The 17093-nt window shown below is 67.0% G+C and carries 17 protein-coding genes; 10 read left to right on the plus strand and 7 right to left on the minus strand.

Annotation, left to right across the window (positions count from 1 at the left end):
- Window positions 1-39: 39 nt before the first annotated feature.
- Window positions 40-1644 (minus strand): murein biosynthesis integral membrane protein MurJ, encoded by a 1605-nt coding sequence (gene murJ / locus LZ605_RS09995; RefSeq protein ID WP_249844896.1) that lies wholly within the window; start codon window positions 1642-1644, stop codon window positions 40-42.
- Between the two features lie 117 nt (window positions 1645-1761).
- On the opposite strand from murJ, the gene rpsT reads away from it, so the two are divergent.
- Window positions 1762-2031, plus strand: a complete 270-nt coding sequence (gene rpsT / locus LZ605_RS10000) for a 30S ribosomal protein S20 (RefSeq protein WP_005408560.1) — start codon at window positions 1762-1764, stop codon at window positions 2029-2031.
- Window positions 2032-2250: 219 nt separating this feature from the next.
- Here rpsT and cgtA read toward each other — a convergent pair whose 3' ends face one another.
- The 3 genes from cgtA to rplU form a co-directional block, all read right to left on the minus strand.
- Window positions 2251-3303: an Obg family GTPase CgtA gene (cgtA, locus tag LZ605_RS10005; RefSeq protein WP_107230214.1), complete on the minus strand. Its 1053-nt coding sequence runs from the start codon at window positions 3301-3303 to the stop codon at window positions 2251-2253.
- A 193-nt stretch (window positions 3304-3496) separates the two neighbouring features.
- Complete coding sequence (gene rpmA, locus LZ605_RS10010; RefSeq protein WP_005415704.1) at window positions 3497-3760, minus strand: 50S ribosomal protein L27; 264 nt, start codon at window positions 3758-3760, stop codon at window positions 3497-3499.
- Between the two features lie 18 nt (window positions 3761-3778).
- Window positions 3779-4087, minus strand: coding sequence for a 50S ribosomal protein L21 (gene rplU / locus LZ605_RS10015; protein WP_005408557.1), 309 nt, complete (start codon window positions 4085-4087; stop codon window positions 3779-3781).
- Between the two features lie 316 nt (window positions 4088-4403).
- Between rplU and uvrA the strand changes: the two genes are divergently transcribed.
- The 3 genes from uvrA (at window position 4404) to LZ605_RS10030 (ending at window position 8633) form a co-directional block, all read left to right on the plus strand.
- Window positions 4404-7403 (plus strand): excinuclease ABC subunit UvrA, encoded by a 3000-nt coding sequence (uvrA, locus tag LZ605_RS10020; protein ID WP_249844692.1) that lies wholly within the window; start codon window positions 4404-4406, stop codon window positions 7401-7403.
- The gene (locus LZ605_RS10025) at window positions 7403-7810 is read left to right on the plus strand and encodes an acyl-CoA thioesterase (RefSeq protein ID WP_188218600.1); all 408 of its coding nucleotides are present in this window, start codon (window positions 7403-7405) and stop codon (window positions 7808-7810) included. Before uvrA ends, LZ605_RS10025 begins: the two co-directional genes overlap by 1 nt.
- A 97-nt stretch (window positions 7811-7907) precedes the next feature.
- On the plus strand, window positions 7908-8633 hold the full coding sequence (locus tag LZ605_RS10030; protein WP_249844693.1) for an enolase: 726 nt from the start codon (window positions 7908-7910) through the stop codon (window positions 8631-8633).
- A 71-nt stretch (window positions 8634-8704) separates the two neighbouring features.
- Here LZ605_RS10030 and LZ605_RS10035 read toward each other — a convergent pair whose 3' ends face one another.
- Window positions 8705-9151: a copper chaperone PCu(A)C gene (locus tag LZ605_RS10035; protein ID WP_249844694.1), complete on the minus strand. Its 447-nt coding sequence runs from the start codon at window positions 9149-9151 to the stop codon at window positions 8705-8707.
- A gap of 34 nt (window positions 9152-9185) precedes the next feature.
- Between LZ605_RS10035 and LZ605_RS10040 the strand changes: the two genes are divergently transcribed.
- The 4 genes from LZ605_RS10040 to LZ605_RS10055 all read left to right on the plus strand — a co-directional run bounded on the left by LZ605_RS10040 (window position 9186) and on the right by LZ605_RS10055 (window position 12897).
- Entirely contained in the window at window positions 9186-9962 is a 777-nt protein-coding gene (locus tag LZ605_RS10040; protein WP_249844695.1) for an enoyl-CoA hydratase/isomerase family protein, read from the plus strand.
- A gap of 175 nt (window positions 9963-10137) precedes the next feature.
- Complete coding sequence (gene tesB / locus LZ605_RS10045) at window positions 10138-11058, plus strand: acyl-CoA thioesterase II (RefSeq protein ID WP_409461101.1); 921 nt, start codon at window positions 10138-10140, stop codon at window positions 11056-11058.
- Between the two features lie 4 nt (window positions 11059-11062).
- Window positions 11063-11572, plus strand: coding sequence for a pathogenicity-like protein (locus LZ605_RS10050; RefSeq protein WP_249844696.1), 510 nt, complete (start codon window positions 11063-11065; stop codon window positions 11570-11572).
- 107 nt (window positions 11573-11679) lie between these two features.
- Window positions 11680-12897, plus strand: coding sequence for an RNA polymerase sigma factor (locus tag LZ605_RS10055; protein WP_249844697.1), 1218 nt, complete (start codon window positions 11680-11682; stop codon window positions 12895-12897).
- 59 nt (window positions 12898-12956) lie between these two features.
- On the opposite strand, the gene LZ605_RS10060 is transcribed toward LZ605_RS10055, so the two are convergent.
- Entirely contained in the window at window positions 12957-13532 is a 576-nt protein-coding gene (locus LZ605_RS10060) for an EF-hand domain-containing protein (protein ID WP_249844698.1), read from the minus strand.
- Window positions 13533-13688: 156 nt separating this feature from the next.
- Here LZ605_RS10060 and LZ605_RS10065 point away from each other — a divergent pair, with 156 nt between their 5' ends.
- Together LZ605_RS10065 and LZ605_RS10070 are read left to right on the plus strand one after the other, a co-directional pair.
- A complete protein-coding gene (locus LZ605_RS10065) occupies window positions 13689-14444 on the plus strand; it encodes an arginyltransferase (protein WP_249844699.1) in 756 nt (251 codons plus the stop codon).
- 37 nt (window positions 14445-14481) lie between these two features.
- Entirely contained in the window at window positions 14482-15687 is a 1206-nt protein-coding gene (locus LZ605_RS10070) for an endonuclease/exonuclease/phosphatase family protein (protein ID WP_249844700.1), read from the plus strand.
- Window positions 15688-15816: 129 nt separating this feature from the next.
- Here LZ605_RS10070 and purT read toward each other — a convergent pair whose 3' ends face one another.
- Window positions 15817-17004, minus strand: coding sequence for a formate-dependent phosphoribosylglycinamide formyltransferase (gene purT / locus LZ605_RS10075; protein ID WP_249844701.1), 1188 nt, complete (start codon window positions 17002-17004; stop codon window positions 15817-15819).
- Window positions 17005-17093 lie beyond the last annotated feature (89 nt).

The following is a 17093-nucleotide window of genomic DNA, read 5'->3' on the forward strand; positions in this document are numbered from 1 at the left end:
AATGGTGTAACCCTGAAGTATAGCCGCCACAAGCGGTGATCAATGCCCGCGCAGGTCGCGCGGGCGGAAGCCCAGCGCCAGCATGGCCACCGCGTAGGTGGCACCGCCACCGCCGACCAGCAGCGACAGGCTGCCGATCCGCTCCCACACGCCCATCGCCGAGAAGGCCGGCAGCCAGTGCAGCAGGGCCAGCAGCGCGGCAACCATCGCCACGCAGGCCAGCAGCAGGCGGCCCAGGTAGCCGCCCCAGCCCGGTCGGCGCTGGTAGACATCGGTCTTGCCCAGCCAATACCAGAGCAGGCCGAGGTTCAGGTAACTGGACAGCGCGCTGGCGATGCCCAGCGCCAGGTGCAGGCCCGGCTGTTTGCCGATGGCCGCCATCACCCCCTGCGCCTTCAACTCGTCCGGCACCATCACCTGGTACAGCACCGCCAGCAGAGCGAAGTTGAACACCATGTTGGCCACCAGCGCGGCGACGCCGGCGCGTACCGGGGTCTTGGTGTCCTGGCGGGCGTAGAAGGCCGGCAGCACCACCTTCAGCAGCGCGAACGCCGGCAGGCCGAAGCTCAGGCCGTACACCGACAGCGCCGTCATGCGGGTATCGAAGGCGCTGAACTGGCCGTGCTGGAAGATCGTCGCGATCAGCGGCTCGGCCAGCAGCAGCAGGCCCAGCATCGCCGGCACCGAGATCAGCAGGGTCATGCGCAGGCCCCAGTCCAGCGAGCGCGAGAAGCCTTCGCGGTCGGTGCTGACATGGTGACGGGCCAGTGCCGGCAGGATCACCGTGCCCAGCGCCACCCCGAACACGCCCAGCGGCAGCTCCAGGAAGCGATCGGCCAGCGACAGCCAGGACTGCGAGCCGTCAGTCAGCTTGGCCGCGATGACCGTGTCCAGCAGCAGGTTGATCTGCGCCACCGACGAACCGAAAAGGGTCGGCACCATCAGTGTCATCACCTTGCGCACGCCCGGATGGCTCCAGCCCCAGCGCGGCAGGGTCAGCAGGTTGATGCCCTTCAGCGACGGCAGCTGGAACAGCAGCTGCAGGATGCCCGCGGCCAGCACCGCCCAGCCCAGCGCCAGGATCTGCTTCTCCGGAGTGCCGCCCAGCCGCGGCGCCAGCCACAGCGCACCGGCGATCATGCACAGGTTGAGGATGACCGGGGTCAGCGCCGGCATCGCGAAGCGCTGGAAGCTGTTCAGCGCGCCACCGGCCAGTGCGGTCAGCGAGACAAACAGCAGGAACGGGAAGGTCAGGCGGAAAAGGTCGACCAGCAGGCCCTGCTTGACCGGGTCGGTATCAACACCACTGGAGAACACCGAGGCCAGCTGCGGCGCGAAGATCAGCGCCAGCGCGGTGACCAGCATCAACACCCCGCCCAGGGTGCCGGCGGTGCGGGCCATCAGTTCACGCAGCTCGGCGTGACTGCGGGTCTCCTTCACTTCCGTGAACACCGGCACGAAAGCGGTGGCGAAGGAGCCCTCAGCGAACAAACGGCGCAGGAAATTGGGTACCCTGAACGCGACCCAGAAAGCATCAGTGATGGCGTTGGTGCCGAACGTGGTGGTCACCACGAAGTCCCGGACAAGTCCGAGAACGCGCGAGACCATGGTCATGCTGCTGAACGACAGCAGGCCCCGCAACAACTTGGGTGAACTCACTCAGCGTCCCTCTTGACAATCGACTTGACGTGCATTTCTTACGCCATCATACTAGCTAGCTTGCTGTTCCCATAACACCGATTTTTTCAGGAAACCACCACCGTGGCCAATATCAAGTCCGCCAAGAAGCGCGCCAAGCAGACCGTCGTGCGCAACGCGCGCAACGTGGCTCAGCGCTCGATGCTGCGCACCGCTGTCAAGAAAGTGATCAAGGCGCTGGACGCCAACGATGCCGCCGGCGCCGAAGCCGCCTTCGCCGTTGCCCAGCCGATCCTGGATCGCTTCAGCGCGCGTGGCCTGATCCACAAGAACAAGGCTGCTCGTCATAAGAGCCGCCTGAACGACCGCATCAAGGCCCTCAAGGCCGCCTGATCCGGCGTTGCCGCCCTGCCCTTCGGGGCCGGGCAGCAGACAAGAACCCGGCCCCGGCCGGGTTTTTTGTTGCCTGCGATTCGTGCGATCCCCGGGGTCCGCAGGACCGGTAGTGCCGGCCGCTGGCCGGCAGTTCACCGGGATTGCCAGCCAGCGGCCGGCACTACCAACAAAAAAACCCGGCCGAAGCCGGGTTTCTTGCACGGAACCACAACGGCATCATTGCGCGTTGCGGGCTTCCAGCTCGTCTTCCTTCTGGCGATCGAAGAACGCCATGATCCGGCTCATGATCGGGAAGGTCCCTTCGCGGCCCAGCGCGGAGACCAGGAACCACGGCTCCTTCCAGCCCAGCTCGGCCACGATCTGCTCGGCCGCGGCCTTGGCCTCGTCCTCGAACATCAGGTCGGCCTTGTTCAGCACCAGCCAGCGCGGCTTTTCCAGCAGCTCCGGGTCGTGCTTCTCCAGCTCGCGCTCGATCGCACGCACCTGCTCCACCGGCGAAATACCTTCCACGCCACCTTCCATCGGTGAAATGTCCACCAGGTGCAGCAGCAGGCGCGTGCGCTGCAGGTGACGCAGGAACTGCGCACCGAGGCCGGCGCCATCCGCCGCGCCTTCGATCAGGCCGGGAATATCGGCGATCACGAAGCTGCGGTAATTCTCCACCTTCACCACACCCAGGTTCGGGTACAGCGTGGTGAACGGGTAATCGGCCACCTTCGGCGTCGCCGCCGAAACGGCACGGATCAGGGTGCTCTTGCCAGCGTTGGGGAAGCCCAGCAGGCCGACGTCGGCCAGCAGCTTCAGTTCCAGCTTCAGGGTGCGCTCTTCGCCCGGCTCGCCCGGCAGCGCCTGGCGCGGCGAGCGGTTGGTCGAGCTCTTGAAGTGCATGTTGCCCAGGCCACCACGGCCACCCTTGGCCACCAGCAGGCGATCGCCGTGCTGGGTCAGGTCGCCGATGACTTCGTCGGTGGCGACGTTGATCACCACGGTGCCTACCGGCACGGTGATGGTCAGGTCTTCGCCGCCCTTGCCATAGGCCTGGCGGCCCATGCCGTTCTCGCCGCGCTGCGCCTTGAAGATGCGGTCATGGCGGAAGTCGACCAGGGTGTTCAGGTTCTCGTCGGCGCGGATGTACACGCTGCCGCCGGCACCGCCGTCGCCGCCGTCCGGGCCGCCGAGCGGAATGAACTTCTCGCGACGGAAGCCAATGCAGCCGTTGCCGCCGTTGCCGGCGAACACTTCGATTTCTGCTTCGTCTACCAGTTTCATTGTTTCGATGCCTGCGATGGGCGCAGCCTGCGGGCCGCCGCCTTGAATGTCATGCCGGCCGCGGGCCGGCAACCCGGCACAGCCGGTCTTGCGTTCACTCTAACGAAAAGCCCCGCCGAAGCGGGGCTCTCCATGCAACGTGCTCTTCATCCAGCACCACCCTGCCGTAGCACGGGTGCCGGCGATGCCTGGATCAGGCGTCGGCCGAGACGATGCTGACGGTGCGGCGCTTCTTGGCGCCCTTGACCGAGAACTCCACCTTGCCGTCCACCAGGGCGAACAGGGTGTGGTCACGGCCCAGGCCAACGCCGGAACCCGGGTGGAACTGGGTGCCGCGCTGACGCACGATGATGTTGCCGGCTTCGATGGCCTGGCCGCCGAAGATCTTGACGCCCAGGTACTTCGGGTTGGAGTCGCGACCGTTGCGCGAGGAGCCTACGCCCTTTTTATGTGCCATGACTGCTTCTCCTGATACTTAGCCGGCGATGCCGGTGATCTCGATTTCGGTGTAGTACTGACGGTGACCCTGACGCTTCATGTGGTGCTTGCGGCGACGGAACTTGATGATCCGGACCTTGTCAGCACGACCCTGGGACAGGACCTTGGCGGTGACGGCAGCGCCCTTCAGCGCATCGCCCAGCTTCACGCCGTCGCTGTCACCCAGCATCAGGATGTTGTCAAACTTGATCTCGCTGCCGACTTCGACTTCGAGCTTTTCAATGCGGAGCTTTTCGCCCTGCGCCACGCGGTATTGCTTACCGCCGGTGACCAGTACTGCGTACATGACCAGGCCTTCCTCTGTAGTTATTGTGGTCTGAGCTGCCGCCATCGAGGGCGGACAGGAGCGGGATTGTACGCAGATCAGCGGGCGGGGGTCAAGTCAACCCCTGAACGGGCTTGGGGCGCGGGCCAGAACGGGGTCAGATCCTTTTCACGTTGTGAAAAGGGATCTGACCCCTGCCTGTCGGCCTGTCTCACAGGGTGAGACACCGGGCTGGCATTGTCGCCCATTGCCCCCATCTGGTCACCTCGGTAGGCTGACCGATTGCCGTTCCCCGCTGGCCCGGCACCCAGCCAACGCCCCCACAACCGGATCCCCCATGGCGATGGATTTCATCCGCATCCGCGGCGCGCGGACGCACAACCTGAAGAACCTCGACCTCGACCTGCCCCGCGACAAGCTGATCGTGATCACCGGCCTGTCCGGCTCGGGCAAGTCCTCGCTGGCGTTCGACACCATCTATGCAGAAGGCCAGCGCCGCTACGTCGAGTCGCTGTCGGCCTATGCGCGCCAGTTCCTGAGCGTGATGGAAAAGCCGGACCTGGACCACATCGAAGGCCTGTCCCCGGCCATCTCGATCGAGCAGAAGTCGACCTCGCACAACCCGCGTTCGACGGTCGGCACGATCACCGAGATCTACGACTACCTGCGCCTGCTGTATGCGCGCGTCGGCACCCCGCGCTGCCCCGACCACGGCTACCCGCTGGAAGCACAGACGGTCAGCCAGATGGTCGACCAGGTGCTAACCCTCGACCCGGAACAGCGCTACATGCTGCTGGCGCCGGTCATCCGCGACCGCAAGGGCGAGCATGCGCAGGTGTTCGACCAGCTGCGTGCACAGGGCTTCGTGCGCGTACGCGTGGATGGCGAGCTGCATGAGATCGACGCGGTGCCGCCGCTGGCGCTGCGCCAGAAGCACACCATCGAGGCGGTGATCGACCGCTTCCGCCCGCGCGAGGACATCAAGCAGCGCCTGGCCGAGAGCTTCGAGACCGCGCTGAAACTGGGCGACGGCATGGCCTCGGTGCAGAGCCTGGACAACGCCGGTACCGCGCCGACGCTGTTCTCCTCCAAGTACTCCTGCCCGGTCTGCGATTACTCGCTGCCGGAACTGGAACCACGGCTGTTCTCGTTCAACGCACCGATGGGCGCCTGCCCCGGCTGCGATGGCCTGGGCATGGCCGAATTCTTCGATCCCTCGCGCGTGGTGGTGCACCCCGAGCTGTCGCTGGCCGCCGGTGCGGTGCGCGGCTGGGACCGCCGCAACGCCTACTACTTCCAGCTGATCGCCTCGCTGGCCAAGCACTACAAGTTCGACGTCGACGCGGCGTGGAACTCGCTGCCGGAGAACGTGCAGCAGGCCGTGCTGTATGGCAGCGGCGATGAGGCGATCACCTTCACCTACTTCACCGAAGCCGGTGGCCGCACCCAGCGCAAGCACCGCTTCGAGGGCATCATTCCCAACCTCGAACGCCGCTACAAGGAAACCGAGTCGCCGGCGGTGCGCGAGGAACTGTCCAAGTACATCAGCGAACAGCCGTGCCCGGAATGCCATGGTGCGCGCCTGAACAAGGCGGCGCGCAACGTGTTCGTGGCCGATCGTCCGCTGCCGGATCTGGTGGTGCTGCCGATCGATGAAGCGCTGAAGTTCTTCAGTGAACTGAGCCTGCCGGGCTGGCGCGGCGAAATCGCCTCGAAGATCGTCAAGGAAATCGGCGAACGCCTCGGCTTCCTGGTCGATGTGGGCCTGGATTACCTGACCCTGGAGCGCAAGGCCGACACCCTGTCCGGTGGCGAGGCGCAGCGCATCCGCCTGGCCAGCCAGATCGGCGCCGGCCTGGTCGGGGTGATGTACGTGCTCGATGAGCCGTCGATCGGCCTGCACCAGCGCGACAACGAACGCCTGCTCGGCACCCTCACCCGCCTGCGCGACCTCGGCAACACGGTGATCGTGGTCGAGCACGACGAGGACGCGATCCGGCTGGCCGACTACGTGCTGGACATCGGACCGGGCGCGGGTGTGCACGGCGGCGAGATCGTCGGCCAGGGCACCCTGCAGGACATCCTGGAGGCACCGCGCTCGCTGACCGGCCAGTACCTGTCGGGCAAGCGCGCGATCGAGATTCCGGCGCGCCGGCACAAGCCGAACCCGAAGATGACCCTGCACCTGCGCGGTGCCAGCGGCAACAACCTGAAGGGCGTGGACCTGGCGATTCCGTCGGGCCTGCTGACCTGCGTGACCGGCGTGTCCGGCTCGGGCAAGTCGACCCTGATCAACGACACCCTGTTCTCGCTGGCCGCCAACGAGATCAACGGCGCCTCGCACCCGATCGCTCCCTACAAGGAGATCGATGGCCTGGACCTGTTCGACAAGGTGGTGGACATCGACCAGTCGCCGATCGGCCGCACTCCGCGTTCGAACCCGGCCACCTACACCGGCCTGTTCACCCCGTTGCGCGAACTGTTCGCGCAGGTGCCCGAAGCACGTGCGCGCGGCTATTCGCCGGGGCGCTTCAGCTTCAACGTGCGGGGTGGCCGCTGCGAAGCGTGCCAGGGCGATGGCCTGATCAAGGTCGAGATGCACTTCCTGCCGGACGTGTACGTGCCGTGCGATGTCTGCCACGGCAAGCGCTACAACCGCGAGACGCTGGAGATCCTGTACAAGGGCTTCAACATCAACGACGTGCTGGAAATGACCGTCGAGGATGCACTGAAGCTGTTCGAGCCGGTGCCGTCGATCGCACGAAAGCTGGAAACCCTGGTCGACGTCGGCCTGAGTTACATCAAGCTGGGCCAGAGCGCGACCACGCTGTCCGGTGGTGAAGCGCAGCGCGTGAAGCTGTCCAAGGAACTGTCGCGCCGCGATACCGGCCGCACCCTGTACATCCTCGACGAGCCGACCACCGGCCTGCACTTCCACGACATCGAAGCGCTGCTGGGCGTGCTGCACAAGCTGCGCGACGAAGGCAACACGGTGGTGGTGATCGAGCACAACCTGGACGTGATCAAGACTGCCGACTGGATCGTCGACCTGGGCCCGGAAGGTGGCCATCGCGGTGGCACCATCCTGGTCACCGGCACGCCGGAAGACGTGGCGGCCTGCCCGCAGTCGTACACCGGCCAGTTCCTGGCGCGCATGTTGCCCTCCACCAGCGCGCGCCCGGAGCAGCCGGCCGCCGTGGCCAACAAGCCCGACGCCCGCCCGCCGCGCAAGGTGAAGCCTGAGAAGGTCGCCAAGCCGGCGAAGAAGGCGGTGGCCGCCAAAAGCACCGGCAAGGCCAGCAAGAGTGCCACGGCCAGCAAGAAGAAGGACGCATGATGAGCAGCGAACACAAGATCCTGGCCCGCATCCCGATCAGTGTGCGCTGGCGCGACATGGACAGCATGGGCCACGTCAACAACGCCAAGTACATCTCCTACCTGGAGGAAGCGCGCGTGCGCTGGATGCTGGGCGTGGACGGCGTGTCGATGACCGACCGCATCGCCCCGGTGGTGGCCGCGACCAACGTCAACTACCGCCTGCCGATCGTGTGGCCCAACGACATCCTCGTTGAACTGTTCGTCGAGCGCCTGGGCAACAGCAGCGTGACCATCGGCCACCGCATCGTCGACCAGCAGGACGATTCGAAGCTGTATTCGGACGGCAACGTGGTGGTGGTCTGGATGGATACCCAGACCGGCAAGAGCGCACCGCTGCCGGACGCGATCCGCAGCGCGTCCACCTGAAATGCCCTGGTGGGTGCCGACCTGGGTCGGCACGCTTCGGCGGCAATGAGGCTGCCGGCCAGCGGCCGGCACTACCCACTCTGTTCAAAGGACTGACATGATCCACCACACCGAACTGCGCGACCTGCTGCCCGACATGGTCGCCTTCCCCACCGATGTCTTCCCTGACGATCAGTCGTGGCTCGGCCAGCACCTGCTGCCGCTGTTGAAGATCGATCTGGGTGTGCTGCGGCCGGAACTGGCCGGCCAGGTAGCGACGATGCTGTGCCCTATCGAGCCGTATGAAGGCTGCATCGGTGACGACACCGAAGAACACCACAACGAATTTACCGGCAGCAACTGGATCGCTTTCGAGCTGACCGCCGGCAACCAGATGCGCTTCCTCGGCAATGAGGGCTATTTCATCGGCGATGCCGCGCAGGACAAGGACGCGCAGGAGCACATCGCGCAGATGCGCGAGAGTTACGCCAAGGCGCGTGACTACCATGCCGCGCAGGGCCGCCTGGCCTGCTACTCGCGCTACGGCAAGGGCGAGGCCAGCGAGCGTGACTACCTGGATACGCTGGGTGGACAGATTGGTTTCGGCAACTGGACCGAGACCGCAGAGATTCCCGCCGCCTTCGAGCTTGGCTTCACCGACGCTGCCGATGACCCCAACGCTGCGGACGATGCAGAAACGGTGATCATCACCCGCAATGGCAACAAGTTCTTCGCCGTGGCCGACGTAGCTGGCTACAACTGGTGCGCAACCGGTGCCGATGCCATCGTGATGTTGTACGAACCGGTGAGCCGCACGGTGCTGTTCTCGTACGACTGGACGTAACACCCCGCCGGGCATGACCACCGGATCATCACCGGTAGCGCCGGGCCATGCCCGGCGAAACGGGCGTCGCGCTACGGCGCGGCCTTGCGTACGATCAACGTTGTACTCGCTTCGCCGCCGCCTTCCAGCTGCAACCGCAGCGGCAGCGCCTGCCCCTCCTTCAGCGCGCCCTGGCCCTGCATCAGCATCAGGTGCAGGCCACCGGGCTTGAGTTCGGCACGCGCACCCGGTGCCAGCGGCAGGCGTTCGATCGCGCGCATCCGGCTGACCCCATCGACGATGGTGGTTTCGTGCAGCGACACATCACCAAACACCGCGCTGCTTGCGCCGGTGATCACCACCGCCTTGCCACAGCCGTTGCGGATCACGCCGTAGCCGGCGGTCATCGGCATCGCCGGATTCGGCGGCAACCGCGCCCAGCCCCGCTCGACGGTGACACACGTCGTCCCGGCGGCGGACGCCGATGCTGCGGCCGCACACATCATCAACAATACGCCAACGAATGGTTTGGTTATCATCGCCCAGGTTCCTTCTTCGCAACGAGACCGCAGCATGACGACGCTCATCGAGGTGATCAACCATGGCCCCATCCGCGAACTGCGCCTGGCGCGGCCGCCGGTCAATGCCCTGGATACCGAACTGTGCCGGCAGTTGATCCACGCCATCGAGCTGGCCATGGCCGAAGACGCGCACGGCATCGTGCTCTCGGGCAGCGAGCGCGTCTTCACCGGCGGCATGGACGTGCCGCACCTGCTCTCGCACGGCGATGACAAGCACAAGCTGCTGGACACCTGGAACGCATTTTTCGGCGCCGTGCGCACCCTGGCCGAGAGCCGCATTCCGGTGGTCGCGGCGATCACCGGCCATGCGCCGGCCGGCGGCTGCGTGCTGGCCCTGTGCTGCGACTACCGGGTGATGGCGCGCAGCGCCGATCCGTCGCGTCCGTATGCCATCGGCCTGAACGAAGTGCAGGTGGGCCTGATCGCGCCGGAAGGCATCCAGCGCCTGCTGCGCCGTGCGGTCGGCGTGCACCGTGCCGGCGTGCTGCTGACCACCGGCTCGCTGGTGCCGGCCGAACAGGCACTGCAGATCGGCCTGGTCGATGAGCTGGCCGAGGGCGACCTGGTGGTGGCGCGCGCGGTGGCCTGGCTGCAGAACCTGCTGAAGCAGCCGCGCCAGCCGATGCTGCTGACCCGCGCGGTCGCCCGCGCCGATCTGCACGAAGCCTTGCACCCGGACCTGATCCAGCTCGACCGCTTTGTCGAAGCCTGGTTCGCCCCGGACGCACAGAACGCACTGCAGGCGCTGGTGGCCCGGCTGGGCAAGTAAACGGTAGTGCCGGCCGCTGGCCGACAACCACGCCCCCCAAGAGAATCATGAGGTTGCCGGCCAGCGGCCGGCACTACCGATGATCGGCCGGCGCACGGCGGCGGGATCAGATCCCTTTCGCGATGCGAAAGGGATCTGACCCCTGACCGGTATAATCAGGCTCTCTTTCCCTGCTGTGGCCGCCCCCTTGAACGACACGCCCGAACCCGTCGTCTCCGAGCTGATCGACCTGCTCACGCTGGAGCGGCTGGAGGACAACCTGTTCCGCGGGCAGAGCCGCGATATCGGAACCAAGTACGTGTTCGGCGGACAGGTGCTGGGTCAGGCGCTGGCCGCTGCACAGGCCACGGTCGACAACGGCCGCCACGTGCATTCGCTGCACGCCTATTTCCTGCGCGCCGGCAACATCGACCACCCGATCGTCTACGACGTGGACCGCACCCGCGACGGTGGCAGCTTCTCGGTGCGCCGGGTCACCGCGATCCAGCACGGCAAGGTGATCTTCTTCTGCGCCGCCTCGTTCCAGCAGGCCGAGACCGGTGCTGAGCACCAGCACAAGATGCCTGAAGTGCCGCAGCCGGAAGACATCGAGCCGAACCGCCCGCTGCCGGCCGAAGTGCTCGAACGCCTGCCGATCAAGGTGCAGCGCTGGCTGTCGCGCGGTGGCCCGTTCGAGTTCCGCCATGTCTACCCACGTGACGAACTGAACCCACCCAAGCGCCCACCCTATCACCAGGTGTGGATGCGCCTGAGCGAGCCGGTCGGCGATGCGCCCGAACTGCACCAGGCACTGCTGGCCTACGCGTCCGATTTCCATCTGCTCGGCACGGCGACCTTCCCGCACGGCATCAGCTACTACCACCCGCACGTGCAGATGGCCTCGCTCGACCACGCCATCTGGTTCCACCGCCCGTTCCGTGCCGATGACTGGCTGCTGTACTCGCTGGACAGCCCCAGCGCGCAGGATTCGCGCGGGCTGGCCCGTGGCCAGTTCTTTACCCGCAACGGCGTGCTGGTGGCCAGCACCGCGCAGGAAGGCCTGATCCGGGTCGTTCCGGACCAGGCCGCGGCCGCCGCCGTGCCGGCCAAGGAGTAAACCGATGCGCCAGATTTTCAGCAGCCAGCGCGTGGAAACCGTCGAAGGCGTGGCCGAGCTCCTGCGCGGGCACGGTATCGAGGTCAAGGTGACCAACGGGCGCTCGTACAAGACCCGCCGCCGGGGCCAGTTCAGCTATACCGATCTGGGCAATGCCAGCGCCTATCCGGCGGTGTGGATCGTACGTGCCGACGACCAGCCACGCGCGCGCGAAATCCTGCGCGAGGCGCGCCTGCTCGATACCACCCGTCGCGACCACCCGACCGCCGAATTCGCCTTCCGCGACGCGCCGGAACAGGGTGGCGGTGGCCGCAGCTGGGCCTGGCGCATCCGCATCGCGCTGCTGGTGGTGATCGCCGGCGTGGCGCTGGTGATCGGCCTGCGCCACCGTGGCGCCCCGGCACCGGCCGCGCCCGCCCCTGCCCCGCAGGCCCAGCCGCAGCAGGCACAACCGGCCCCGCAGGCCGCGCCGGAAGAGGAAGAAGTCCGGGTCCGCATCCAGCCCTCGACCTGACTCACGGTTAATGCCGGCCGCTGGCCGGCATTAACCGTGTGGACGGCCGGTCACATTGAGCGCGCGGCTCCGTCATGGGACACAATCCCAGCAGGAGAACCGCTGCCATGACGACGTTCGCCGCATCGATCGACCAGACCCTGGAACGCGAACTGCCGGCCGCCGCCAGCGGCTGCCAGCACGCCTATGGGCGCATCGTGCTGGCCTGCCAGAACACGGTCACCGCCATCGCCCTGGCCATCACCCGTGACCGCCAGGCCAGCGAGGACATCGCCCAGGAAGCCTTCGTGAAAGGCTGGCAGCAGCTGCACCAGCTGCGCAGCTCGACCAGCTTCCTGCCGTGGCTGCGGCAGATCACCCGCAACCTGGCCCGCGACTGGTTGCGTGCGCAACGTGGCCGGCCCCTCACCGGTGAGGCGGCCGAAGTGGCGCTGGGCATGGCCGCCGATCCGTCGCCGAGCACAGCCGACCGGCTGCAGCGTGTGGAAGAAGAGATCGCCGCCGAGGACATCATCTCCGCCCTGCCCGCCGACAGCCGTGAGGTGCTGCTGCTGTACTACCGCGAAGGGCAGCGCTCGCAGCAGGTGGCCGATCTGCTCGGGCTCAGCGACGCGGCGGTGCGCAAGCGCCTGTCACGCGCCCGCGGCCAGGTCCGCGAAGGCCTGCTGCAGCGCTTCGGCGAGTTCGCCCGCAGCAGCGCACCCAGTGCAGCGTTCGCCACCGCCGTGGTGTCGATGGTGCTGGTGGCGGCCCCCGGGACCGCCAGCGCGGCGATCCTGCTGAGCGCCGGCGTCGGTGTGGGCAGCAGCAAGCTGGGCCTGGGCGGCGCCAGCGTGGCCGGGGGTACAGCCATGGGCTCGGTCACGGCCACCCTGGGCTACCTGCACATGATTCCGGCCAGCACGTGGGGCGCCTTCGCCGGTGGCGTGGCCGGTGGCGTGATCGGCAGCTACCTGGGCGGTCGATTCCTGCTGTCCTATGCCAAGACCGATGCCGAACGTGCGCAGGTCTGGCGCTTTGTGCGCATGAACACCTGGACCGCCATGGCCTGCTGCCTGGCGGTGCTGGCGGTGGTACTGCTGCAGACCCCGACGTGGGTGCATCTGCTGGTGCTGGTGCTCGGCCTGGGCCTGGTGAACTACCAGTGCCTGGGGCCGCTGCAGCAGATCATGGCGCCGCTGATCGCACGCGATTCGGCGCGGCGTGGGCGCACCGGCACCAACTGGGTGTATGAATCGCTCTATGGGCGTACCGGGGTCATCGCCATGAACATCATGGTGCTGGGCGTCGTGCTGTATGCGGTGGCCCATACCGGCGGCCGCTAGGGCCGCAATGCACGACGCCGGCAGTACGCCGGCGTCGTGATCGATCAGCGTGCGATGAATCAGCGCTGCGGCTTCGGCGCGCTGCCGTCACGGTGGCCACCGTCACGCTGGCCACCGTGGCGCTGGCCACCGTGCATCGGGCCCTTGGCGGCATCGAACTCGGCCTTGCTCAACTGGCCGTCCTTGTTGGTGTCGGCGGCGGCGAACCAGGCATCGCGCATCTGCTTCATGCGCAGTTCGCGGTCGGCCTTGTCCAGGTAGCCGTCCTTGTTGACGTCAAGCTGGTCGAAGCGCGCGGCCAGGCGCGGATCGGCCTTGGCTTCCTCGCGGCTGATGCGGCCGTCCTTGTTGACGTCCAGCTTGGCCCAGCGCTCACCACCATGGCCACGGCGGCCGTGCTTCCAGCGCGGCAGTTCATCGCGCGAGAGCTTGCCGTCCTTGTTCTTGTCCAGCTCGTCGAACTTCGCGGCCAGGCGCGGGTTGGCAGCGGCTTCGCTGCGGTCGATGACACCGTCGCCGTTGGTATCCAGCTTGACCGGGCGCTGCGCCGGTGCGGTCGGGGTGTCGGCCGCCAGCGCGATACCGGAAGCGGAGGTGCCGAGCAGCAGGGCCAGCAGCAGGGGGGTACGGATCATGAGGTCACTCCTGGGGGTGGGAATTGCGTCGGGGTGATCACTTCACCCTCGGGGGACAACAACGCCCGGGGGCGACATCGGTTGACGCCGCGGCCGGTTCCATTCATCCGGCGGACAGTCGCCGCTACTGCGACGGGCTGGGGCTATGCTGTGCCCATGGCGATACACGGCGACAGAGACGACGAACTGCGGCTTTTCCAGACCGGCGAGCACCCCTGCGGGTACTGGTCGGACCGGGTGGCGCGCGACCTGGTGCTGGACCCCCACGACCGCCGCCTGGGCGGCCTGTACCCGCTGGCCCTGAGCTGGGGCTTCCGCCGCAGCGGCGACCTGGTCTACCGGCCCCACTGCGCGCACTGCCAGGCCTGCGTGGCCGTGCGTATCCCGGTGGCGCGTTTCGCCCCGGACCGCAGCCAGCGCCGCTGTGCCGCCCGCAATGCCGACCTGGAGGTGCGGATCACCGCCGCCACGGCCCGCGATGATCTGTTCGCGCTGTACCACCGTTATCTGGTGCACCGCCACGCCAATGGCGGCATGGACGACCACGGCCCGCACGAATTCGAGCAGTTCCTGATCGGCAGCTGGTCGCACACCCGCTTCATGGAGATGCGCCTGCCCGGCCACGACGGTCAGCCCAGCCAGCTGCTGGGGGTGGCGGTGACCGACGTCACCGAGCACGGCCTGTCGGCGGTCTACACCTTCTTCGAACCGGAGCACGCCGCGCGCGGGCTGGGCACCTTCGCGATCCTGCAGCAGATCGAATGGGCCCGCCGCGAGGGGCTGCCCCATGTGTACCTGGGCTACTGGATCCGTGGCCATCAGAAAATGGACTACAAGCGCCGCTTCCATCCACTGGAGGCCTACGACGGCCGCCGCTGGCACGATTTCGACAACGATCTGGACGGGCGCTGACAAACCGCTGACACCGGAGCGGGTGCAGAATAGGGCCATGAACGCCAAACCCCTGATCCTCGCCCTGGCCCTGCTCTGCGGCGCCACCGCCCCCGCCTTCGCCAAGTCCCCCGCGATGACCGAAAAGCCGTCCGCTGCGCTGCGCCTGGCCACCTACAACACCTCGCTGTACTCCGACCAGACCGGTGGCCTGATCAAGGAACTGGAAGGTGACAGCGAGCACGCGCGCAAGATCGCGGCGGTGCTGCAGCAGGTGCGCCCGGACCTGGTGCTGTTGAACGAGTTCGACTTCGACGACGCCCATCGCGCTGCCGACCTGTTCCAGAAGCGTTACCTGGAAGTGGCCCAGCCCGGCGGCGGCAAGCCGCTGCACTTCGCCTACCGTTACCTGGCTCCGGTCAACACCGGCGTGCCCAGTGGGCTGGACCTGGACAACAACGGCGTGGTCGGCGGCGAAGGCCGCAGCCGCGGCAACGATGCCTGGGGCTACGGCCTGCACCCGGGCCAGTACGGCATGCTGGTGCTGTCGCGCTACCCGATCGATGAAGCCAAGGTGCGCAGCTTCCAACTGCTGAAGTGGAGTGCGATGCCTGGTGCGATCCGCCCGGTCGATCCGCGCACCGGCCAGAGCTTCTACAACGATGCGGTGTGGTCGCAGCTGCGCCTGTCGTCGAAGTCGCATTGGGACGTGCCGGTAAAGACCCCGGCCGGCGTGGTGCATGCGCTGGTCTCGCACCCGACGCCGCCGGTGTTCGATGGTCCGGAGAAGCGCAATGCCGCGCGCAACCACGACGAACTGCGCTTGTGGCAGGAATACCTGTCCAAGGGTGACAAGCCCTGGCTGTGCGATGACAAGGGCCAGTGCGGTGGCCTGGCGCAGGACGCGCGCTTCGTGATCCTCGGTGACCTCAACAACGACCCGGTCGATGGCGATGGCCGCCATGAGGCCATAGTGGAACTGATCGAGAACGCCCGTGTGCTGCGCTACCCCACCCCGCGCAGCATCGGTGGCGAGCAGACCAGTCTGGCCTATGCGGCCAAGGGCATCACGCGCAGGGGCGCACCGTTCCACGCCACCGGCGATTTCGGCCCGAAGTCCGGCACCATGCGCCTGGACTACGTACTTCCCTCGACCGGTTTCGAGTACGTCGGCAGCGGCATCTTCTGGCCGGCCAATGAAAGCCCGGAGGCGAAGATCGCCGACGGCAGCGACCACCACCTGGTGTGGGTGGATGTGCGGTAAAGTCGACTGTTAGTCGACTGCACGGAAATCTGTACCGACCAACGGTCGGTACCCACCGGAAAAAGGGGACGGAGGGGATTAAGTCGTTTGTGCCACAAACGACTTAATCCCCTCCGTCCCCTTTTTGCTTCAAGGGCGCAGTTCGACGCCGATGGCGTCGGCGGCATCGCGGGCGATGGCACGCGCCTGGTCGATGGTCTCCGCGCGCGCCAGGGTCACGCCGACGCGGCGATGGCCGTGCACGCTCGGCTTGCCGAACAGGCGCACGGCGGTATCGGGCACCTGCAGCGCGGCAGCGACGTTGTTGAAGTACGGCACGCCCTCACCGTGCGCCAGCAGCGCGCACGACGCCGACGGACCGCTCTGGCGGATCAGCGGAATCGGCAGGCCGAGGATGGCGCGCGCGTGCAGGGCGAACTCGCTCAGTTCCTGCGAGACCAGGGTCACCAGGCCGGTGTCATGCGGGCGCGGCGACACTTCGCTGAACCACACCTCGTCGCCCTTCACGAACAGCTCGACGCCGAACAGGCCCCAACCGCCCAGGTCATCGGTGATCGCGCGCGAGATCTCTTCCGCGCGCGCCAGTGCCTTGTCCGACATCGGCTGTGGCTGCCAGCTTTCGCGGTAGTCACCGTCCTTCTGCAGGTGGCCGATCGGCGCGCAGAACGAGGTGCCACCGGCATGACGCACGGTCAGCAGGGTGATCTCGTAATCGAAGTCGATGAAACCTTCGACGATGCAGCGGCCGGCACCGGCTCGGCCACCAGTCTGCGCATAGTCCCAGGCCGGGGCGATGTCGGCCTCGCTGCGCAGCGTGCTCTGGCCCTTGCCCGAAGAGGACATCACCGGCTTGACCACACACGGCAGGCCGATCGCCGCGACCGCGGCGCGGTACTCGGCCTCGGTATCGACGAAGCGGTACGGCGAGGTCGGCAGGCCCAGAGTCTCGGCGGCGAGGCGGCGGATGCCCTCGCGGTCCATGGTCAGGCGTGCGGCGCGTGCGGTCGGGATCACCCGCAGGCCCTGCTCCTGTTCCAGCTGGACCAGGGTCTCGGTGTGGATCGCCTCGATCTCCGGCACCACCAGGTGCGGCTGCTCCTGCGCGATCAGCGCGCGCAGCGCCATCGCATCGAGCATGTCGATCACGTGCGAGCGGTGCGCGACCTGCATGGCCGGGGCGTTGGCATAGCGATCGGCGGCGATCACTTCCACGCCCAGCCGCTGCAGCTCGATGGCCACCTCCTTGCCAAGTTCACCCGAGCCCAGCAGCAGCACACGGGTCGCGGAGGGAGACAACGGGGTTCCAAGCTTGGCCATGGCGGTTCCAGCAGCGATGTGAAGACGGGTGGGCATTCTAGCCGGTCCGGCCTGCGCCCCCGGCCCGGATCTTCCGACGAACGGTCGCC

The organism is Stenotrophomonas maltophilia (assembly GCF_023518235.1).
GTDB lineage: Bacteria > Pseudomonadota > Gammaproteobacteria > Xanthomonadales > Xanthomonadaceae > Stenotrophomonas.

Excerpts from the sequence above, each read along its gene's own strand:
- cgtA (WP_107230214.1), bottom strand. The coding sequence starts at position 3,303 with ATGAAACTGGTAGACGAAGCAGAAATCGAAGTGTTCGCCGGCAACGGC.
- rpmA (WP_005415704.1), bottom strand. The coding sequence starts at position 3,760 with ATGGCACATAAAAAGGGCGTAGGCTCCTCGCGCAACGGTCGCGACTCC.
- rplU (WP_005408557.1), bottom strand. The coding sequence starts at position 4,087 with ATGTACGCAGTACTGGTCACCGGCGGTAAGCAATACCGCGTGGCGCAG.
- uvrA (WP_249844692.1), top strand. The coding sequence starts at position 4,404 with ATGGCGATGGATTTCATCCGCATCCGCGGCGCGCGGACGCACAACCTG.
- LZ605_RS10025 (WP_188218600.1), top strand. The coding sequence starts at position 7,403 with ATGAGCAGCGAACACAAGATCCTGGCCCGCATCCCGATCAGTGTGCGC.
- LZ605_RS10030 (WP_249844693.1), top strand. The coding sequence starts at position 7,908 with ATGATCCACCACACCGAACTGCGCGACCTGCTGCCCGACATGGTCGCC.
- LZ605_RS10035 (WP_249844694.1), bottom strand. The coding sequence starts at position 9,151 with ATGATAACCAAACCATTCGTTGGCGTATTGTTGATGATGTGTGCGGCC.
- LZ605_RS10040 (WP_249844695.1), top strand. The coding sequence starts at position 9,186 with ATGACGACGCTCATCGAGGTGATCAACCATGGCCCCATCCGCGAACTG.
- LZ605_RS10050 (WP_249844696.1), top strand. The coding sequence starts at position 11,063 with ATGCGCCAGATTTTCAGCAGCCAGCGCGTGGAAACCGTCGAAGGCGTG.
- LZ605_RS10055 (WP_249844697.1), top strand. The coding sequence starts at position 11,680 with ATGACGACGTTCGCCGCATCGATCGACCAGACCCTGGAACGCGAACTG.
- LZ605_RS10060 (WP_249844698.1), bottom strand. The coding sequence starts at position 13,532 with ATGATCCGTACCCCCCTGCTGCTGGCCCTGCTGCTCGGCACCTCCGCT.
- LZ605_RS10065 (WP_249844699.1), top strand. The coding sequence starts at position 13,689 with ATGGCGATACACGGCGACAGAGACGACGAACTGCGGCTTTTCCAGACC.
- LZ605_RS10070 (WP_249844700.1), top strand. The coding sequence starts at position 14,482 with ATGAACGCCAAACCCCTGATCCTCGCCCTGGCCCTGCTCTGCGGCGCC.
- purT (WP_249844701.1), bottom strand. The coding sequence starts at position 17,004 with ATGGCCAAGCTTGGAACCCCGTTGTCTCCCTCCGCGACCCGTGTGCTG.